This is a genomic window from Mycobacterium paraseoulense (assembly GCF_010731655.1).
GTDB classification, from domain to species: domain Bacteria; phylum Actinomycetota; class Actinomycetes; order Mycobacteriales; family Mycobacteriaceae; genus Mycobacterium; species Mycobacterium paraseoulense.
In genome coordinates this window covers 1,774,890-1,794,979 of sequence record NZ_AP022619.1, presented here as the reverse complement: position 1 = coordinate 1,794,979, position 20,090 = coordinate 1,774,890, and the positions used below count along the sequence as shown (strand labels likewise).

At 61.0% G+C, this 20,090-nt stretch carries 16 protein-coding genes; 9 read left to right on the top strand and 7 right to left on the bottom strand.

The genetic code is table 11. The features are described 5' to 3' along the window. Window positions 1-32: 32 nt before the first annotated feature. Window positions 33-1,505, bottom strand: coding sequence for an aldehyde dehydrogenase family protein (locus G6N51_RS08180; RefSeq protein ID WP_067921642.1), 1,473 nt, complete (start codon window positions 1,503-1,505; stop codon window positions 33-35). A 528-nt stretch (window positions 1,506-2,033) separates the two neighbouring features. On the opposite strand from G6N51_RS08180, the gene G6N51_RS08175 reads away from it, so the two are divergent. Continuing rightward, window positions 2,034-2,669, top strand: a complete 636-nt coding sequence (locus G6N51_RS08175) for a TetR/AcrR family transcriptional regulator C-terminal domain-containing protein (protein ID WP_231984251.1) — start codon at window positions 2,034-2,036, stop codon at window positions 2,667-2,669. Between the two features lie 13 nt (window positions 2,670-2,682). Here G6N51_RS08175 and G6N51_RS08170 read toward each other — a convergent pair whose 3' ends face one another. After that, entirely contained in the window at window positions 2,683-3,438 is a 756-nt protein-coding gene (locus G6N51_RS08170; protein WP_083169646.1) for an enoyl-CoA hydratase/isomerase family protein, read from the bottom strand. 688 nt (window positions 3,439-4,126) lie between these two features. Here G6N51_RS08170 and G6N51_RS08165 point away from each other — a divergent pair. Further along, a complete protein-coding gene (locus G6N51_RS08165) occupies window positions 4,127-5,785 on the top strand; it encodes an AMP-binding protein (protein WP_083169405.1) in 1,659 nt (552 codons plus the stop codon). Window positions 5,786-5,837: 52 nt separating this feature from the next. On the opposite strand, the gene G6N51_RS08160 is transcribed toward G6N51_RS08165, so the two are convergent. The 4 genes from G6N51_RS08160 to G6N51_RS08145 all read right to left on the bottom strand — a co-directional run bounded on the left by G6N51_RS08160 (window position 5,838) and on the right by G6N51_RS08145 (window position 10,905). After that, a complete protein-coding gene (locus G6N51_RS08160) occupies window positions 5,838-6,701 on the bottom strand; it encodes an LLM class F420-dependent oxidoreductase (RefSeq protein WP_083169403.1) in 864 nt (287 codons plus the stop codon). Window positions 6,702-6,905: 204 nt separating this feature from the next. After that, window positions 6,906-9,296 (bottom strand): acyl-CoA dehydrogenase, encoded by a 2,391-nt coding sequence (locus G6N51_RS08155; RefSeq protein WP_083169401.1) that lies wholly within the window; start codon window positions 9,294-9,296, stop codon window positions 6,906-6,908. 89 nt (window positions 9,297-9,385) lie between these two features. Then, entirely contained in the window at window positions 9,386-10,207 is an 822-nt protein-coding gene (locus G6N51_RS08150) for an SDR family NAD(P)-dependent oxidoreductase (RefSeq protein WP_083169399.1), read from the bottom strand. Between the two features lie 44 nt (window positions 10,208-10,251). Continuing rightward, on the bottom strand, window positions 10,252-10,905 hold the full coding sequence (locus G6N51_RS08145; RefSeq protein WP_158086182.1) for a GntR family transcriptional regulator: 654 nt from the start codon (window positions 10,903-10,905) through the stop codon (window positions 10,252-10,254). A gap of 365 nt (window positions 10,906-11,270) precedes the next feature. Here G6N51_RS08145 and G6N51_RS08140 point away from each other — a divergent pair, with 365 nt between their 5' ends. From G6N51_RS08140 to G6N51_RS08110, 7 genes are all read left to right on the top strand, one after another. Next, window positions 11,271-12,269 carry an acrylyl-CoA reductase family protein gene (locus tag G6N51_RS08140; RefSeq protein ID WP_083169644.1) on the top strand — a complete coding sequence of 333 codons (999 nt, stop codon included), beginning with the start codon at window positions 11,271-11,273 and terminating at the stop codon, window positions 12,267-12,269. A gap of 160 nt (window positions 12,270-12,429) precedes the next feature. Next, window positions 12,430-13,680: an amidohydrolase family protein gene (locus G6N51_RS08135; RefSeq protein ID WP_083169395.1), complete on the top strand. Its 1,251-nt coding sequence runs from the start codon at window positions 12,430-12,432 to the stop codon at window positions 13,678-13,680. 43 nt (window positions 13,681-13,723) lie between these two features. Continuing rightward, entirely contained in the window at window positions 13,724-14,632 is a 909-nt protein-coding gene (locus G6N51_RS08130) for a VOC family protein (protein ID WP_142274849.1), read from the top strand. Between the two features lie 55 nt (window positions 14,633-14,687). Continuing rightward, window positions 14,688-15,896, top strand: a complete 1,209-nt coding sequence (locus G6N51_RS08125; protein ID WP_067921700.1) for a cytochrome P450 — start codon at window positions 14,688-14,690, stop codon at window positions 15,894-15,896. A 33-nt stretch (window positions 15,897-15,929) separates the two neighbouring features. Beyond that, window positions 15,930-16,325 carry a Zn-ribbon domain-containing OB-fold protein gene (locus G6N51_RS08120; RefSeq protein WP_369828961.1) on the top strand — a complete coding sequence of 132 codons (396 nt, stop codon included), beginning with the start codon at window positions 15,930-15,932 and terminating at the stop codon, window positions 16,323-16,325. After that, on the top strand, window positions 16,318-17,463 hold the full coding sequence (locus G6N51_RS08115; protein WP_067921623.1) for a thiolase family protein: 1,146 nt from the start codon (window positions 16,318-16,320) through the stop codon (window positions 17,461-17,463). The genes G6N51_RS08120 and G6N51_RS08115 overlap by 8 nt, the downstream gene beginning before the upstream one ends. A 59-nt stretch (window positions 17,464-17,522) precedes the next feature. Continuing rightward, entirely contained in the window at window positions 17,523-18,719 is a 1,197-nt protein-coding gene (locus tag G6N51_RS08110) for an amidohydrolase family protein (protein ID WP_068051591.1), read from the top strand. Between the two features lie 551 nt (window positions 18,720-19,270). Here the strand turns inward: G6N51_RS08110 and G6N51_RS08105 are convergent. Then, window positions 19,271-19,927, bottom strand: a complete 657-nt coding sequence (locus G6N51_RS08105; RefSeq protein ID WP_067921617.1) for a nitroreductase family protein — start codon at window positions 19,925-19,927, stop codon at window positions 19,271-19,273. Between the last annotated feature and the right edge of the window lie 163 nt (window positions 19,928-20,090).

Sequence of the window (20,090 nt, the reverse complement as noted above, 5' to 3'; positions counted from 1 at the left end):
CCCAGCACCGACGATGATGTAGTCGAAATCACTCACTTCGTAGGACTGGCAATGGTTTTGATTCGCAGATACTCGCGGAACCCGGCGACGCCATGCTCGGAGCCCACGCCGCTGATGCCCCATCCACTAAACGGCGCATCGGGACTCAGGTAGAAGGAGTTGTTAATGTTCACCGTTCCGGCCCGTAGCCGATGAGCTACGCGCCAGGCACGCTCCTCGTCTCGCGATTGCACGTATGCCGACAAGCCGTAACGCGTGTTGTTCGCGATGCGTACCGCCTCGTCGTCGTTGCCGTCGTAGCGGATCACGATCAGCACCGGTCCGAATACCTCGTTCTGAGCGATCTCGGCGTTCTCGTCGACGTCGGCGAGGAGAGTCGGCTCGTACCAGAAGCCTTTGCCGCCAAAGTCCGCTCGCTTGCCGCCGCACACCACCCGCGCTCCGGCGTCCCTGGCGCGGTTCACGAGCCCTTCAATACGTTCCAGTTGTTCGGCGCGGATGATCGGGCCGACGACGGTGGTCGGCTCGGTGGGGTCGCCGAACGGAAGCACGCCAATCGTCGCCTCCAGGCGCTGCAACACCTCGTCATAGATGTCGGCGTGCACGATCATGCGTGTCGGCAGTGCGCACCCCTGGCCGCTGTTGGCCATGCACATGGTCACACTCAGGCCGCATGCCATGTCGAGGTCCGCGTCAGGGAGCAGGATGTTTCCGGACTTGCCGCCGAGCTCCAGGACAACTTTGCGGATGCCGAGTGCCGCACGCTCCTGAATGCGCTGGCCAACGCCGGGAGATCCGGTGAAATGAAAGAGGTCGACCCGAGGATCACCGGTCATCGCGTCGCCGGCGATGGCCTTGTCTTCTGAGCTGATCGCGTTGAAGACGCCCGCGGGGGTATCGGTAGCCTCAGCCATGACCTGTGCCATCTTCGCCGCGGTGAGCGGGGTGTCCGGCGCGCTCTTGAGTACCACGGTGTTGCCCGTGGCCATGGCATGAGTCACCTTCCAGATCGCGGTCATGAACGGAGCATTCCAAGGCGTGATCGCGCCAACGACCCCATGGGGCTCATAGCAGACGCGTCGGTCGCTCGGCATGCCCAAGAACTCAAAGCTTCCGAGGTCTTCTTCCCACGGGAACGACGTTGTGAGATCGTTCCAGAAGTCCATCCCGTCGATCATCGCGTCGACGTGGCTGCCGATGAGCGCAGTTCCGAGGCCCGCCTCGGCGGTGACCAATTTCCGGAAACCATCGACATCGCTGCGCAACGCTGCCTGGAACTGCTCGAGGCAATGCCTGCGGAACTTGTGGTCTGTTCCCCAGCTTGTTTCGTCTGCAACCCTGCGCGCGGCCGTGACCGCATCGTAAACGTCCTCGGGGCCTGCATCAGCAGCTGAGCCAACGATAGATTCGTCAGCGGGGTTGATGACGTCATAACGCTTGCCGGACTTGGCTTCTCGAAACTCGCCATCAATGAACAGTCGGCCTTCGTATGAGGTCCCGGTCATCTGGTTCCCTTCCTTCCGCAATGCACCGCTCGGTGTCGAAGTGTTTCTTACCTTACACCGTAACGTGATGACCGTCACCGCACAATGCGTCGCCCATATTGCCTATGCACAGGCAAAGCCTGCTGTTGCCGCGCGCCGATCGCGGTACAGATCACATCACAAAGTAAGGGCAGCCTGGAACCGAGCGAGGGATGATAACGCAAACCATTCGTGCCGTCCGGAAGGAGACATTCGCGTCAGCTTCACGATAGGGGACGGCGAGCCGGCGCACCCGATCTTCCGATTGGGCCCCGTGCTGTTAACGCGGTCAAACATCGGCTCCTTGCCAACCGTCTGCGACAGAGCAGTGCAATATTTGCCTCGCGCCAGTCCAGTATCGCGGGTGATCAGTGTGGCGGACGGAATCGCGCTTCACCCTCCGTTAGCATCAACCGGACGTCAGTTAGAGGAGGTGGAGTTCGCATTCCCGCAGCCAAGAGATCCTCAAAGTCGGTAGCTGGCTCCTCTCGATTGGGGAAGCCGCCGACGTTGACGGAAGAGCAGATCGTCGATGCCGCGCTTTCGGTCGTTCAGGCCGAGGGGCTAGAAGCGCTGTCAATGCGTAGGCTGTCGCGCGAACTGGGCCGTTCCGCGATGGCGCCGTATTGGTACGTTGCGGACAAGAACGAGTTGCTCGACCTGGTCGCCCGCAAGCTGCTGTCGAGAGTCCAGTTGCCTCCGGCGGACTCCGGGCCGTGGGATGAGCGCCTTCGCGCCGTGATCAAGAGCATTGATTACCACGTTCACCGCTATCCAGGAATCGCGTCGATCTTGCTCGACAGAATGAGCGTTACCGACCAACGGGTGCTGAATGGCATCTTGGAGATTCTGGTCAGCGCCGGTTTCAAGGGGGCCGAGAACTTTCAGTCTTACGCAATGATCCACACCTACCTATTCGGCAGATATCAGGTGTTGGGGCAGTTTGACGTTGCGAATTTTGGGGAGCAAGTCCCTGATCTTGACGACACGCTGGCTTCACTGCTTCCTTATTTGCCGAGCCTGCGGGGGAGTGACTTCTTCGACTGGGGTGTCGACGTCATTATTGAAGGCCTCCGCGCCAAGCTCGCAGCCAAGCCGGCTTCGCGACGTACCACAAATGCCGTCAACGCGAGCCGTCGAGGCTGACGCGGCACCTTGCCTAGTCACAGTGCGGTCGCTGCGCAAACGCGGCAAGTGCTGCAGCATTGGCTGGGCCACCGAGCAGTTCCCGGAACTCGGCATTCTCGTAGACACTGGCTTGTTTGATATGCGGCCGGTCGGGTGCGGCGATGGTCCGCTTGGCGGCGACCAGGCTCGGAATCGGTTTGCTAGCAAGGATAGTTGCGTGCCGATTCGCCACGGAGCTTAGGTCGTCTGGCGCGCATACCTTCCAGACCAAACCCATCTGGCGCGCTTCGTCGGCGCCGATCCACTCGGAGGACATCAGTAGCCAAGCCGCGTTCTGCCGGCCTACCAGGCGAGGCATCAGATACGACGACGCGGCCTCTGGCGCAACGCCCAACTTGGTGAAGGGGCATTGCAGCCGCGCGGTCGACGACATGAAGACCAAGTCGGCGTAGCCCAGAATCGTCGTTCCGACACCGACACCTATGCCGTTGACCACGCAGATCAGCGGCTTGGGGAACTCGGTCAGGGCATTGATCATGCCTTCGAAACCTTGAACGCCGCTGCGAAAGGCGGGGTCGGTGAACCGTGCCTGCATTTCACCCAGGTCATTTCCCGCGCTGAACGCCCGACCGGCGCCTGTTACCAGTACCACTGCCACGGCATCGTCGTCCGCGGCGGCTCGTAGCGCCACCGTCATAGTGTCGTAGAGCGCTTCGGTGAATGCGTTGAGCGCTTGGGGCCGATTCAAAGTCAATGTGCGGACACGATTGTCGTCTGACACCAGCAGCGGCGCGATATCGTGAACGGTGGATTCGCAAACTTCGACTGAATCCGCCACGGTGCCACCCCTTCATCGCCGACTGTGAAGCCCGATAACTGCGATACCATCGTACGGCGTAAAGTCGAGCGCCATGCCGGGCGCGACGCATACCCGAATTCGGCGAGCTGGCGCACCTTCTGGAACGTCAACGACTGTGTCAGCGTGCACCACGGTAACTGTCCTGAGATTGCATTGGCGTCCGCCCGGCGACATCCGAGTTGCTTCCGGTGACGAGTGCGCGGTGGCCCCGCAAGTTCAAGTCCATCGGGGCTCCTCGGCCTCTTCGCGCATGTCAGCCTGAGGTTCCGGTCATTTGTCGTCTTCCTTCTGAAGTGCACCGAGCTCCAATAAGCGATGCGCCTTACACTGTAAGGCAGAGCAGAGTGCCTTTGCGCAAAGGGTCGCGGGAGATCGACCGTGTTCGCATCATCGGACACGACCAGGAGCGGGGAATGACGACGGCGTACTCCGAAGGGCCTCAAGTAATCTGGTCGGCGCGCCGACGGCCGCGGGTTAATTGCGTAGGTGTGAGGCCGGGGAAGATCTTAGGGAATCTCTACGACTTCGATGCGAACGCCTGTGACAGAAGCGCTGCCACCTTGCCTGGCTCCGTGTGCGTCTGCGCTCGGACGACTGCAAGCCTCTAGGGAGCGTTATGGATTGGCCCACTATTGATGTAGATCCGGACCTGGCTGCACGTTATCGGTCCGAAGGCTGGTGGGACGGCAAGACCCTGCCCACTCTCGTTGCGGAGAGCCTAGAGCGATCCGCCGTGAGCACATTTCGATTGCACTCGCGCACGCGCCCATGGTCGGGCAAGCTCAACGATGTCGCCAGCCTAGGACAACTCATCGCCGGCGGGCTCAAGCGCCGAGGCATCCGACCCGGTGACGCAGTTGCCTTCCAGCTACCCAATAGTGTCGAGGCCGCCGCAGCGTTCTACGGGTTGGCGATGTTGGGAGCAGTCCTCGTACCGATCGCCGCCTCCGCCGGGTGCCGCGACCTTTCACTGGTGGTACGCGAATCTCGGGCGAAGGCGCTCTTTGTCACGAACTGGCGTGATGCACCGTTCGACTTCGAGACACTTGGCGAGCTTTGCGGCCGGAGTCCTGCGCTGGAGAGCGTTGTAGCAGTGGGTGACTCGTCATGCCCCGCAGGCGTCGTGCCGTTCACAGCGCTGACATCGGGACCAGCCGAGGTAGGGATCGCCGCGGTCGATGCCGCGGCACCTGCGGTAATCGGCTGGACGTCGGGGTCAACCGATAAGCCGAAGGGCGTCATTCTGAGCCATCGGGCGCTGTGCGCCGAAGTCAGTTCGCATATCGGGCCGTTTACCGCGTTCCGCAAGCGACCGCTTGCCAGTACGTCCCCGATTGCGCACGTCACCGGGATGCTCTTGTCGGTTTTGGCGCCGGCATTCGCGGGGCATGACATCCACCTGCTCGACTACTGGGATGCCAGTGATGTCCTGAAAATCATGGAAGAGGAACGTGTCTCGGCTGGTAGCGGAGTACCGTTGTTCCTGTCGTCGCTTCTCGACCACCCGTCTTGTACGGACAGCCATCGGTCATTGATCGACCTGAGTTTCCTTGGCGGCGCCTCGGTGCCACCTGAACTCATATTGAGGGCATCAGAGCTCGGAATTGTGGCAGTCCGCGCTTACGGATGCACCGAGCACATCACGATCTCCATGTGCACGCCGAGGGATCCGCTTGCGCGGCGCATTCGCACCGACGGACGCCTTTGCGCGGGCGTTGAGGTTCGTATCGTGACCGATGCAGGCACAGGTCAGCCGCATGGACGGCCGGGCGAGGTGTTGAGCCGTGGGCCCGAACTCTTCAGTGGGTACACAAACCCCGCGCTCAACGCTGACGCCTTCCTGGATGGCTGGTTTCGTACCGGCGACATAGGCGTTCTCGACGACGACGGATATCTGCAGATCCTCGACCGCAAGAAGGACATTGTCATTCGTGCTGGAATGAACATCAGCGCCGCGGAAATCGAATCAGTGATGATCTCCATGCCGAACGTGGCTGAGGTCGCGATCGTTGCGGAGCCGCACCCTCGAACCGGAGAACGAGCGGTGGCTGTCATTCGGACCGCCCCGGGTCTAGCCGTGCCGACCGTTGAGCAACTGCGTGCTCATCTCGCTCAATTGGGAGTCGCGAAATACAAGTGGCCAGAGGACATTCGCGAAATCCGAGGTGACTTTCCGCGCACGCCGGCCGGGAAGATTCGCAAGCCCGACCTTCGTGCCGACCTGAAGCGAGATCAACCCATATGGGTCACCGGCCGAGGTGGGCTCAGCGTTTAGCTTGGTGTCAATCCTCGGACACGGCGGGCGAGCGGCCGTAGGATGGCGAACCCTACGCGAACGCCGCGGCCAAGCGGCGCCATTGCTCGCGGGGGAACTCGCGTTGGTCGGCGGTCAGAACCTGGATGCAGACGTGGTCTGCTCCGGCTGAGCGATGGTCTTTCACCCGCTGCACAATCGCATCTTCGTCGCCCCACGCGATGGTAGCGTCGAACAACCGGTCGCTGATCTCCGACAAGTCGTTCTCGCTGAAGCCGGAGCGCACCAGGTTGTTGGCGTAATTGGGGAGCACGACATACGTACGCAGCCACTCCGCGCCGATGGCCCGCGCCTGCGCTCGGTCGTTGGCAAAGATGACCGTCTGCTCGGGGGCCAGCAGAGGCCCTTCTCCGAGCGTCTGTCGGGCCTGGCCGCTGTGCTCGGGGGTGGCGAGGTAGGGATGGGCGCCGCGGGCACGGGTGGCCGCCAGTTCGAGCATCTTGGGGCCGAGCGCCGCGAGCAACCGGTTCTCTATGGGCACGGGTCGTGGTGCGTCGTCGATGGCGTCGAGGAATGCCTTGGTTGCACTCAGCGGCTTGCTGTAGCGGACAGCCGCTTTGGCATCAACGATGGGCGCGTGGCTGCAGCCGATTCCGAGCAGGAGCCTTTCACCATAAGCCTCGGTTGCCGACGCATACCGAGCAGCCGTATCGGCGGCGTCATTCAGCCACAGATTCAGGATTCCCGTGGCGATTGTGACCTTCGTGGTTGAGGCCAACAACCGTTCGGCTGTGTCGAGGATCGGACCGCCACCGATATCGGGAATCCACAGGGCGGTGAAGCCTAGATCCTCCAACTCCGCGGCAGCTTCGGCAGCTTTGCCGGGATTGCCGTACCGCAGATGGGTACTCCATATGCCGACGCCCGATAGGTCCATCCGGCATCCTTTCCGATCGCGAAGTTCTGCTTCGATGAGGGTCCAAGTAGCGTGTCGCCCGGAGTGCCTCAGACTTCAGTTGATATTCGCCGAGCCCGAACTGCGGGCAGCTGCCGTGACGGATGTATGACGCAGTTCGATCTCCGTCGGAATGAGTGTGCCGGGGGTCGCATTGGTGGCCGCGTCGGGTGACCGAATCGAATCTCAGCTGCGATTGGAATCGATCCACGCGGTGTTCTTGTCCAGCCGTGGTTCAGGCGGCAGCCCGAGAATTCGCTCGCCGAGGATGTTGCGCATGATCTCCGAGGTTCCACCCTCGATTGAGTTGGCCAAAGACCGCAACCACACCTTGCGAACATCACCCCGACCCTGTGGCGTCGCGTACTCCGGGGCCACATAGTCGTATCCATCGATCTGCAGCCCGTCAGATCCGCAGAGGTCGACACAGCACTCGTAAATTGCCTGATTGAGCTCAGCCATTTGCAACTTGGCGATAGAACCCTCAGGCCCCGGACCCTGGTCGCGCGGTCGACTGGCGCGAATGTTGGTGAGTCGCGCCGCTTCGGCGCGGGACCACAGGAGCATCACCCTATCCAGCGCTTCCTCGCCGACATCCTCTCTGGCCAGAGCTGAGCCGTAGATGTCCAGAAGCTGCCTGATCGGGCCGGTGCCTCGTTCGACGATTCGCGCGCCGAGCGCCACTCGCTCATTGGCGAGAGTTGTCATGGCAACCCGCCACCCGTCGTTGACCCGACCAAGAACGTTCGCGACTGGAATGCGTACGTCGGTGAGGTAGACCTCGTTGAACTCGGCTTCTCCGGTGATCTGCCGTAGCGGTCGGACCTCGACGCCCGGCGACCGCATGTCGACCAGAAAATAGGTCAGACCCCTGTGCTTCGGAGCTGCAACGTCAGTGCGCGCCAACAAGATCGCCCAGGAGGCGACGTGACCCAACGATGTCCAGACCTTCTGGCCGTTGACGAGGTACGCGTCGCCGTTGAGCACTGCCCTTGTGGAGAGGGAAGCCAGGTCAGATCCGGCACCGGGCTCGGAAAAGAGCTGACACCAAATCTCTTCTCCGGAGAAGCAGGGACGCAGGTAGCGGGCTTTCTGTTCCGCTGTTCCGTGCTCTGCAATCGTGGGGAGGGCCATTCCCAATCCGATGGTATTGCGGCCCTCGTGGTCGTCGGCGCCGGCCGCTGCAAACGCGTTATCGACGACCTGCTGCATGGTCGGGTCGAGGCTACGACCTCCTAGTCCCTCCGGCAGGCTGACGAGGGCCAAACCGGCGTCGAATCGGGCCTCACGCATCTTCCGATCGCCCATGCGGTCATCCGGGTGGGGGACGGGATACTTGCCGAGGAAGTCGGCGACGGCCTGGGCGAGCGCTTCGGTGTCCGTGTGGTCCTGTGTTTGATCCTCCATGACCGGGGTCTGTCCATCGCCGGCTCCGATGGACCGCTCCGTCTGGTCAGGATGTCCAATACCGAGCAGCCCTGCGAGCCGCGCACGGTGATACGAGGGCGAGCCGAACAGCAGCTGGGTCGACTTGGCCCGCTTTACGTAAAGGTGGGCCGAGTGCTCCCATGTGAACCCGATGCCGCCATGAATCTGGAGCGTCTGTAGTGCAACCATGCGGCAGCACTCTGAGGCTACAGCTTTCGCGAGACTCGCTGACTGCGACACCAGATTACTGTCCGCAGGGCCGTAGTTTGCGGCCATCCACAGTCCGTGGTACACAACGGATCGCGCACTCTCAACGGCTACCAGCATGTCCGCGCACCGGTGTTTGATCGCCTGGAATGAGCCAATTGCACGGCCGAATTGTGTTCTGGTTTTGGCATATTCGACTGCCAACTCCAGCTGCCGCGCCGAGGCACCTAGTTGCTCCGCCGCAACGTAGAGCAGCGCCAAGTCGTATGTCCGGGTCATCGATCGAATTGCGTCGTCACCAGAGCAGACGAGGCGCACCGGCGTCGCGTTGAATTGCACGCTAGCCAATGGTCGTGTCTGATCGAGCGGCGTCAGTGACTCGATAGCGAGGCCAGGCGCTGTCGACTCGACGACGCCGACAACAGGACCATCAGCGGAAGCTCCCGCAACCAGTACGAAATCCGCGGCGGTTGCCTCGACGGCGACAGGGACACGACCGCTCACTGTCCATCCGGCATCCTTGTGCTGAATTCTCAACTGAGACTTGGTGGGCGACGGCCCCTCCCAAACCAAAGTGGCGGTGCGATCGCCACTCACGATCGCAGGTAGGAAATCCCTGCAGGCTTCGGAATTGCCGGACTCGACGATCGCCGTGGCCACCAGCCCAACGGTAGATAAGAAGGGTGCACAGAAGAGCTTCCGCCCCATCTCTTCAAATGCAATTCCCACCTCCACGGGACCCGCACCGCTTCCACCGTGTTCCTCAGGTATCGCGAGTCCTGTGAGACCTAATTCTGTCGAGAGGCGATGCCAGACCGGCGCGTCGTATCCCGGGCTGGTGCCCATCAGATTTCGAACGTCTTGTTCGGTAGAGAATTTGGCGAGGAAAGCATGAATGATCTCGCGAAGCGATTCTGCACTTTCATCGGGCATGTAGTTCATCGATTGCCTGCCGTTCGGTGTAGCTGACGGGGCTTTTCGTGCTGCAGCTTGGTTGGATACATCAACGATCAGACGCTGGAGACGTGAGATCAGAACACCGAGTAGCCGCCGTCGACCACGACGGCATCGCCGGTGTGGAAGATCAACGTCGGATCGGCGAGAAAGACTGCGGGCGCCGCGAAGTCGCCGGCGGTTCCCCAGCGTCCAGCGGGCGTGCGCGCAATCGTGGCGTTGACGAACCGCTCGTTTTGCTTGCCCATATCGAGCATGTCGGTATCAGACCATCCGGGAACCAAGGCATTGACTCGGATTCGGTCAGCCGCGAGATCGATCGCCGCCGAGCGGACCAAGCCCACGAGGCCAGCCTTCGCCGCCGCGTAACTCGGCGAACGGGGAGCCCCGAATGTCATGGACGTCGAACCGACGGCGACCAGAGCGCCACCGTTCCCGAATGCGACCATATGGCGAGCCCCTTCGCGGAGCGTGAGGAATACCCCGTCGAGGTTGATGGATTGCACACGGCGCCACTCAGCGAGGCTTGTGTCGATCAAACGAGCTCGGGCGAAGATGCCGGCGTTGGCGAACACACTGTCGAGTCGGCCAAATCGTTCAGCAACTGCTTGGAAGGCGTTGACGACATCATCTTCGAGTGCGACATCGCATTGCCATGACGCAGCAGAGACGCCAAAACTCTCGAGTTCCGCACACGCGCGTTCGTTGGCCTCTGGTCGTCGCGCGAGGACCGCTACGTCCGCGCCGGCCTGCGCCACACCCCGTGCCAGCGCCAATCCAATACCCGCATTGCCCCCGGTGATTGCTACGACCTTGCCGCGCAGTGGCGATGCGGTTTGTTCCGAATTGCGTTCTCCGACATCGAAGTGCTGACGATCGCTTGGCAAAGTGGGGCACATATGTAGGCCTCCGACGAGACGAAGAAGCAGACGACTTCAGGAATCTAACATATTAGTTTCTCAGGATCGGCGGCCAGCACTCCCTTGGCGTCGAGATGCGCAATCAACAGCTCGCCGCACTGTCGCCACATCGCGGTCTGCGCGTCGCCTGCGCGGTCCGCCGCATACGGGCCGCGGCCGAAAGCCACCTGCAACACCCTGGTCCTCGCCTCCTCGATCAACTCCACTGCGCCCTCGACCGATTCGACGAAATACATCGGCGGAATGAACCGGCTCATGCTGTGCAGCACAGCTCGAAGTCGACGATAGGGGCCAGCCTGGTCGAGGACGTACATGTAATCGTTCGCTGCCGTCACCAGGTCGTCGCGGCTGTTGGCATTTGCCATAGCTTCGTCAACGGCTCGAAGGCGATCTAGCGCGGGCTTGTAATTGGCCGCGACTATGAGGCGGAGCGCATAGCCGTGGAGGCGGCCGTGGAGCTCGGCATCTTCGCGCAAGAGGTCGGCATCCACTGGTTGCACATAGGTTCCGCTCTTAGCCTGTGCTACCACTAATCCGTCGTGTTCGAGCTCGAGGACTGCGTCGCGGACCGGTTGGCGACTCACCTCTAGGATCTCTGCGATTTGATCAATGGGGAGCTGGTCACCGGCGCGCAGTATGCCGTCGAAGATCAGTGTGCGGATGTAGTCGGAGGCCACTACGGCAGCCCGGACCTGCCGTCCGGGTCTCCGTACAACAGAAGGCGGTAGCGTCTCGATTAGGCGAGCGGGGCGCCGCCCCTTGGACCTTGATTCCTCACTGGACTTGGTCATCAGGAACCGTTGTCCTGCTGTCGCTCAAGGCTCTTGGTCGGCATCAATCTTCCTAACTGGCAGGAACTCGGTTCGACTCGCTCGTGGAGAACTGAAGCATTGGATTCTGTAATACTAGTCAGCTACTAGCATGTTAGTGTTCCTTCGCCCCGGAGATTTCGGGGCCAGGAGCGCGTCTAGGTTTGCGGCCCCAGGAACCAGTGGACGGGCGCTTCGGCGAACCCCCATCTCGGCGAGGAGTGACTCTGACCATGACTAAATCGTTCTCCGCTCTCACAGCTACACGTGAGGGCGGCCGGGTTCTGCGCAGGCTGGAGCGCCTGACGGCGGACGACTTGCCGGCTGATGGCGTCCTGATCGACGTCCAATATTCGAGCGTCAACTACAAGGATGGCCTAGCGACCATCCCGAATGGGCAGGTGGCGGCTATCTCTCCGCTCATTCCCGGGATCGACCTCGCCGGGGCAGTGGTCGAGTCATCGGACGATCGGTTTCGTGCGGGGGACCTCGTCTTGGCCCACGGGTACGGTATCGGCACCGCTCGTCACGGGGGATACGCAGGCCAAGCCAGGGTTCCAGCTGATTGGCTCGTCGCATTGCCGGAAGGTCTAAGCCCGCGAGATGCGATGGTGATCGGGACGGCCGGCTTTACCGCGGCGATATCGGTTGTGGCGCTGGAAGAACATGGCATCACGCCTGATTCTGGCCCCGTGGTCGTCACCGGTGCGAGCGGTGGTGTCGGAAGCTGCGCCGTCGCCATCCTTGCGGACCGTGGATACGCTGTCACCGCTACGACGGGAAAGGCCAGCTCCGAGGCTCTCCTACGTCAGTTGGGAGCGGTGGAAGTGCTGGGTCGAGACCGCTTCGGTCGCGACGCCGACAAACCACTGCGTCGCCCACGTTGGGCGGGCGCTGTGGATTGTGTCGGCGGCACCACCCTAGCCAATGTGCTATCGGAGATGGACCTGGGTGGTGTCGTTCTGGCGAGCGGTCTGACTGGTGGCTTCAACCTGCCCACCACGGTGTTTCCCTTCATCATGCGCGGTGTGACGCTGGCGGGCATGGACTCCGTTCAACTCGACATCGAACGGCGCCGCAATATCTGGGCCAGACTCGCAACGGACCTACGCCCCGCCCGCTTGGACGCGATCAGCGCGCCTGAAATAGCGCTAGAAGAGCTCGAGGGCGCTCTGGACGCCATCCTTGCGGGGGATGTGAGCGGACGCGTCGTCGTGCGGTGTCAGGCCTAGGCCGATCGCAATCGTGCGGCGGGCTCCGAACATTGCAACCACGAGCTCACCAAATCTACTGTACGTAGTAAAGCTGATGTGACATACTAGAAATCAGCCAGCCCTCAGTGTGGTGCTTGGCGGCAGCCCAAGTTTGTCTTGACGAGAGGGAAAACGTCACATGAATGACAGCATCCTCGCCGACCCGGCGAGCCTTGGGTTCGCAATGGTTGACGCCGACAATCACTTTTACGAGCCACGAGATTGCTTCAGTACGTATGCCGATCCAGGTGCGAAGGACTTAATCTTCCACTCTGAGGATGTTGACGGCGAGGAGCAGTACTTCATCGCAGGGAGGCGATTCACCTACCTGGAGGAGCCATTCGAGGACATTCAGGTGAAGCCGGGGGCTCTCGCCGAGATGTTGCGGTCTCGGTACCGCGAAATTCCGCCGGACAATGATGAAAATGTCGGGCCGCGGCACCCTGATTTCGAAGGAAGCTCAGCATTCACTCCGATGCATCCCTCCTGGCAGAACCGCGATGCTCGCATCGCTGTTATGAACAACCAAGGGGTGCAGGCATCGGTCATGTTGCCGACCCTTGGCGTCACTGTCGAACACTTTGTGAAGGACAACCCCGCGGCCACTTACGCAAACCTGGATGCCTTGAATCGCTGGATTCGGGAGACGTGGGGTTTCGCCTATCAGGACCGGATCTACTGCCCGGCCATGGTGTCGCTGCTCGATGTCGACGAGGCCGTGCGTCAGGTCGACGAGGCGCTGGCTCACGGCGCACGCTTCGTGTCGATGAAGCCAGGTCCCGTTGCGGGACGTTCGCCGGCCCACCCAGACTTCGATCCTGTCTGGGCGCGCTTGGAGGAAGCCAAGGTTTCGGTGATCTTCCACGTGGGTGAGGCTGGTTACAATGAGTTGTTCTCCGCTGCGTGGGGTGAAGCGGCCAATCCCAGTGCTTACCGCGCATCCGCATTCCAGTGGTGCAACTTCATGGTCGAACGACCGATCATGGATACCGTCGCCGCACTGATCTTCCACAACCTGTTTGGCAGGTTCCCGGGGTTGCGCGTGATGAGCATCGAGAACGGCTCCGCATGGGTTCCGTACCTCCTTCACACGATGGACAAGAAGAAGGGGATGGGCCGCAATGGCCCGTGGCTTGGCGGACGTGTCGCCGGTCGGCCGAGTGACATCTTCAAGGAACACGTGCGGATCACGCCGTTCCCCGAAGACGACCTTGACGTGTTGATCGCTGAAATCGGTGCAGAGGCTGTGCTTTTGGGATCCGACTATCCGCATGCGGAAGGACTCGCCGAGCCCGCTGACTTCGTGCCTCTGCTCAAGAATCAGTCTGAGCAGACGATCAAGTTGGTTCTCAGGGAGAACGCCTTGAAGTTGATCGAGGGAACCTGGTGAACGGACTTGTGCTGTATGTCGGCGTGATCCCACGGAGTGATTCGTGATCAACGCGCAAGTTGCGGTGCAGGCGACCCGCTTTCTCCATGTAAACCTCAACACCGCTTTACCCGATGCGTCGGTGAACTGGTATACGTCGCAGCTCGGCTTGCGAGTTGGCATGAAGACGTTGTCGCGCATCGAGAACACGCGTGGAATGGGCTTCGACCACCCAACCGAGGTCAACGCACGTTTTGCATTCGACCACAGAGGCGGCAGGCGTGCGCTTGCCCTTGAGATCGTTGAGTGGCTTACCCCGCCGACCGTCGATTATGGTGCGGTCGATCACGAAGCGCTCGGCATCGCAGCGATTGGATTCCTGGCTCCGACCGCTCATCCATTGCTCCAATCATCGCCCCGCACAAGGCGTTTGCTGGGGAACGATGGTGAGCAACTGGTGGCAGCGACCGTTGTGGATCCGGACGGTGTCCACGTTGAGTTGGTCGCCGATCCAACAGTGGAAGCTCCTGAGTTCTCCTACGCGCGTATCAACACTCATGATATCGGAAGATCAGTGGCGTTCTACGAGACCATCGGGTTCACGCCAAGAGGCGGTCGCAGAAACGCGACGTGGCAAAGCGCGGCAGGACCCGGCCGGGCTGTCGAGATTCAAGCGTTGCGACTGCCTGGCGGCGCTGACTTCTCCCTTCAGCTGACGACATCGTCATCTGAGCGCGATGCCGGACGGACCGCCAATGCTCGCGGTCTTTTCCGTATTGCGCTCGCAGTTGACGATATTGAGGCGGCGGTGAAGGCAGCGCGCGCGAGCCACATCGAGGCGTCGGACCCGGCGTGGGTGCCACTGCCTGATACCCCGAGGGAAGGTATCGATGCATCCTTCTTCAGCGACCCTCAGGGAGTAATGGTCGAGTTCGTAGGTGTTACTGAAGCAGCCGTCGAAAGGCGGCCGTGACCTTGAAAAACCATAATTGTCCGGCTGTAGGTTCGAGACTGTCAGCGAGGTTCTGATGACGCAATTCAAAGACTATGATCCCCGGTTGTCGCCCATCACGATCCACGTCAAGTCCATGGCCTCGCCGCAAGAATACTTCGCAGCGAAGGCCGGCGACGTCCGCCACGAATACCTGGATGGCGTTCACGTGCTGTATCGCCACGAGGATATTGTCAAGATCAACCGCCATCCCGCCGTCCTCGGAATGGGCGCTGCCCCGAAGCGCATGTTCGCCACCGGCAGTCCGTTGATTCCGCTGGAAGTGGACGGCGAAGAGCACAGGAAGTGGCGTCGTGTACTCGATCCCATGTTCTCGCCCAAGAAAATGGCAGAGCTGGGCGAGTCAGTGCGCGCGCTGGCCGGCGAACTCCTCGATCAGTTCGCGGCAGACGGCTTTGCCGAGCTGCACGATGCCTTTTGTGTCCCACTGCCGTCACTGACGTTCCTTCGCCTCGTCGGCGCCCCGGTGTCGGACCTTGACTTTTTCATCTCGTTCAAGGACGGCGTCCTCCACCCGGAGGGGGAGACCCTTGAGGAAATGAATGTGAACATGCTTGAGGCGGGTACCAAGCTGCTTCAGTACTTCGTTACTTTCCTCGCGGAGCGTCGCCAGGATCTCGAAGGTAGAAACGACGTCATCTCCAACTTGATCCGGACGGAAGTCGATGGTGAACCCGTCACAGATGACCTTCTGTTGCGGATCCTCTTCTTGTTCATGTTTGCGGGCCTGGATACCGTCACAGCGTCACTGTCGTGCGTATTCGCCTGGCTTGGACAACATCCCGAGGAGCGGGATCGACTTGTCGCTGATCCTTCGCTGATTCCCGCAGCGACCGAGGAGATCTTGCGGTACGAGTCTCCGGTGCCCTCCGGGCTTCGGTATCCCTGTGAGGACATCGACCTCGGGGACGGGCTCATCGTGAAAGCCGGCGAGACGATTCATACGCTGTGGTCAGCGGCGAACGTCGATCCGACCTTCCACGAGGATCCTCTTCGTGTCGACTTCGATCGTGGCCGCACGAACCACATTGTGTTCGCGAGCGGTGCGCATAGGTGCCTTGGATCGCACTTGGCCCGACTGGAGATCCGGATCGCAGTCGAGGAACTCCTCGCTCGCGCACCCGATTTCACCACCGACCCCAAGGAACTCAGGTTCGACAACGTCTCGGTGCGTGTGGCCAATCACCTGCCGATCAAATTCACCCCCAAAACCGCGGGAGTCTGACCAGAGATGCCATCAGAGTTTGAAACTGAGCTCGTGGCAGAGGGTCTCTTCACTTGGCCCTCGGATGAGCCGCAACTTATTGGGTCGGAGCGCGACGGCGTCGTCTCGTTTCCGGCGCGGCCGGGCGACCCGACCGTCCTTCTGCATCGGCGTGGAAAGCTCTGGGGGTTTACGACCCAAGAGTTCCGGCCGCCGTCGCCACCCTACGACGGTAACGACACTGCTGACACATTCCAGCCATTTGCAATCGGCTACGTCGAGTTGGATGGACAGCTTTTTGTGCAGTCCCGATTCACGGTGTCTGACCCTTCGCAGCTGCGCATTGGCCAGGAAATGGAACTGCGAATCGTTCCGTACACCACCCGTTCGGACGGCACTGAGGTCCTGACATTCGCATTTGCCCCGGTGGAAGGGAACTCTAATGACTGACGTCGCGATTATTGGGGTCGGGCTGCACCCGTTCGGCCGGTACGGAGACAAACTCTGCTTACAAATGGGGGCAGAGGCGGCCCAGCAAGCCCTTGGTGATGCAGGTATTCCATGGTCGGGCGTCCAGCGCGCATACGTGGGTAGCTTCGAGGTAGCCAGCCCGGATGCAGTGGTCGGCTGGCTCGGGCTGACGGGCATCCCGGTTCGCGGGGTGTTCAACGGATGCGCCACCGGCGGTACGGCACTGCAGATGGCTGTCGAGGCAGTGCGTCACGGGCAGGCCGACATCGCCATGGCCATCGGCATGGACAAGCACCCGCGCGGCGCGTTCGCCGCCGATCCATCAATAGTCGGGCTGCCCAGCTGGTATGGACGTACCGGACTGTTCATGACGACGCAGTTCTTTGGCACCAAGATCAATCGCTACATGTACGAACACGGCATCTCCGTCGAGTCTCTGGCACGTATCGCCGCCAAGAACTTCGCTAACGGTGCGATCAATCCAGATGCTTGGCGGCGTAAGCAGGTGTCGGCCGAAGAGATTCTGGCCTCCGAAGTCGTCAACTATCCGCTCACCCGGCTTATGTACTGCGGCCCCGATGAGGGGGCGGCCGCGGTGGTCGTGTGCCGCGGCGATCTCGCCAAGAAGTACACGGATACACCAGTTTTCGTGAGGTCGTCGGTACTTCGAACCCGGACTGACGGCGCGTTCGAAGTACAGAGCCCGTCGATGCCGCTGAAGTCCGACCACAGTCCGACTGTCTATGCCTCGCGGGCGGCCTTTGACGAAGCGGGAATTGGGCCCGACGATGTCGACGTCGCGCAGCTACAGGACACCGACGCCGGTTCGGAGCTGATCCATATGGCCGAGAACGGGTTCTGCGTTGACGGGGAGCAAGAGAAATGGATCAGCGAGGGTGTCACTGAGATCGGTGGGCGTCTGCCAGTCAATACCGATGGCGGATTGATGGCCAACGGTGAACCGGTCGGTGCATCGGGTCTCCGGCAGATCCGTGAGATCGTGCTACAGCTGCAGGGTCGCGCCGGGGAGCGCCAGGTTCCCAACAATCCCAGGGTCGGCTATACGCATCTCTATGGCGCGCCGGGCGCTTCAGCAGTATCGATACTTTCGCGATAACGCACAGCCTCCAAGCTTCACCCTCCAGCAACCAGCTACATCCAGATCGAAGGACTACCATGATCGAGAACACTATCGGCCAATTGCCTTACAGGTTAATTGATTACGATCAACATCTCTACGAGCCGCATGACTGCTTCACAAGGCACATGCCCAAGGCTAAGCTCGACACCTCGATCTACCCGGTCAAGACTCCGAGCGGTCAGCAGGTGTTGTTGGCCAATGATCGGGTTGTCACGGGTTTGGAACGTGAGCAAAGCGATATGGCGTACCTCCCGGGCTCGCTCGTCGAAATGCTCCGGCAGAGAGCATCAGGGAACGCCTCTGACGCGGAGCGGTTTTTTGAGCCGATTCAGCCGGAGTACCTGGATAGGGATGTGCGGTTGCGCCAGCTCATTGAGCAGCAGATCGAGAAGACGATTCTCTATCCCGGCTGGGCGTTGATGGCCGAGGCGTTCCTTGACGGCATCGATCCGCTGTACGACAACCTCACGTCCTACAACAAGTGGATCGACGAGGATTGGGGCTTCCACTACAAGGACAGCGTGTACGCCACGGCGGTGTTGTCCCTGCGCGACCTGGATAGGGCCGTGGCCGAGCTAGACCGTGTGCTTAACCAGGGAGCGAAGTTCATTCTTCTGCCCGCTGGCCCAGCGTATGGCCGCAGTCCGGGAGACCCGTACTTCGATCCGTTTTGGTCCCGGATCAACGAGGCGAAAGCCGTTGTCTGCTACCACATCACCGAGTTTCACTATCAAGAGAATGTGGCCTCGCATTGGGGTTGGCAAGTTGGCCCGCCTTTCCAGTTCTCCGCGTGGCAGTGGCAGAACACGTATGGCGAGCGGCCGATAACCGATACGTTGTCTGCACTCATCTTTGACAACCTGTTCGGTCGCTTCCCCAACATTCGGGTGTTGGTCAGCGAGTACGGTGCCGCTTGGGTGCCACACTTTGTCCGCCATATGGATAAGAGTCGGGGGATGGCACGGCTGGGCAAATGGCTGGGCGGTCCGTTGACGGAGCGTCCGAGTGCGATCTTCAAGAAGCACGTTCGTGTTGTTCCGTACCCTGAAGACGATACGGTCGCCATCGCCAGTCAACTCGGTGGAACCGACGCGCTTGTGATGGGATCGGACTGGCCCCATGCCGAAGGCCTGCGTGAACCGGGCGAAATGTTCAACCTGGTAGAAGGATTGGGCGACGCCGCGCGTAAGCACTTCCTGCGCGACAACGGACTTGAGCTCCTGACTGGATGACGATCGCCTGCTCACGACAAGCGCGGCAGTGGTGGGCACGTTCCAAAAGGAGGTCGCCCAGGTGTCGTTGACAACGTGGACTGCTTTTGCCAACCACCTGGGCCGGGGATGACGGAGACCTGTGTGAGCAACGAGTTCCGTGGCGCTGTTGCGCTCGTCACGGCGTCAGCGGGTCCTGGTATTGGACAAGCCACTGCACGTCGCAAGTGCTCTCAACACGCTGACAGGTAGCCTCGCGCATGAGGGCGGGCCTCGCGGTATCCGCCCACCGTCGCGATGGGAATGGTTCGGGGCGCCAAATTGATTGACGACCATCCCGAATTGCTTTCGAGGCCGGAAGCTAACCGACCGATGGACACTTTCTGATGATGTCGCGAGGCGATCGCGTCCTTGGCTGGGCCGCAAGGGGGCAATATCACCGGCGAGGTGGCCAACGCGACCAGCGGTTCCTACATGCGCAGCCGAGCCCCATTCAACGGGAACCGGCGACAGTCCATCTCCGGAGCTCGATGGGGATCCTCGTGCGTGCGGCCAGTGTGCGCGCTGGTAACTCAGGAGAAATCTGAAGGCGGTTGGTTTCCCCAAGAATTCCACGAAGTCACCTTCTTGGGTGATCGGTTCTTTGCGCGGGCGAATGTGCCCTTGGTGTATGCGACTGGCAAGAGTGCGACTTGGGCGACATTGTCGGGTATGTCGAGTAGTGCTGCGACTTCGTTCTCGTACTTCAGATGCACAGTGGTGAACACGGATCCCAGGCCGCGGCTGCGCAACGCCAGCTGAAGTGACCAGATCGCCGGGATCACCGAGCCCAAGTACCCCGACCACTGCGAGATGGGAGCGCCGGGCTGCAAACGACCCTTCAGGCACGCGATGACCAACACGGGGACCTCAGCCAGATGGTCGGCCAGGTAATCGGCAGACGAGTACACGCGGCGTTGTTGGTCCTGTCTCTCGGTTGGCAGGCCGTCAACGAATGAGTCAATGCTTTCGTACTCGGAGCGCCAACCCTCGCGGTAGTATTTCGCGATCTCGCGCCGCTTTTCAGGGTCGTTCACGACTATGAACCGCCAGAGTTGGATGTTCGTTCCGGTCGGAGCTTGCAGGGCGATCTGAAGGCACTCATGGAGCACAGCCGGCTCGACGGCACGATGTAGATCGAGCCGTTTGCGTACCGCCCGTGTGGTGGTCGCGACCTCATCGAAATCCATCCGTGCCCCTATCGAATCGCCAGAACGACCGCCGGCTCATGCCCTCACAGCGAAGGCCGCAGCCGACGGGGAGAGTCATGCTTGGCATTGGTCTCCACTCCTGCGACTGGGCGGGGCGAGGGCCCGGGACGCGGCCTTAATGTACAAAACTATCTACCAGTAT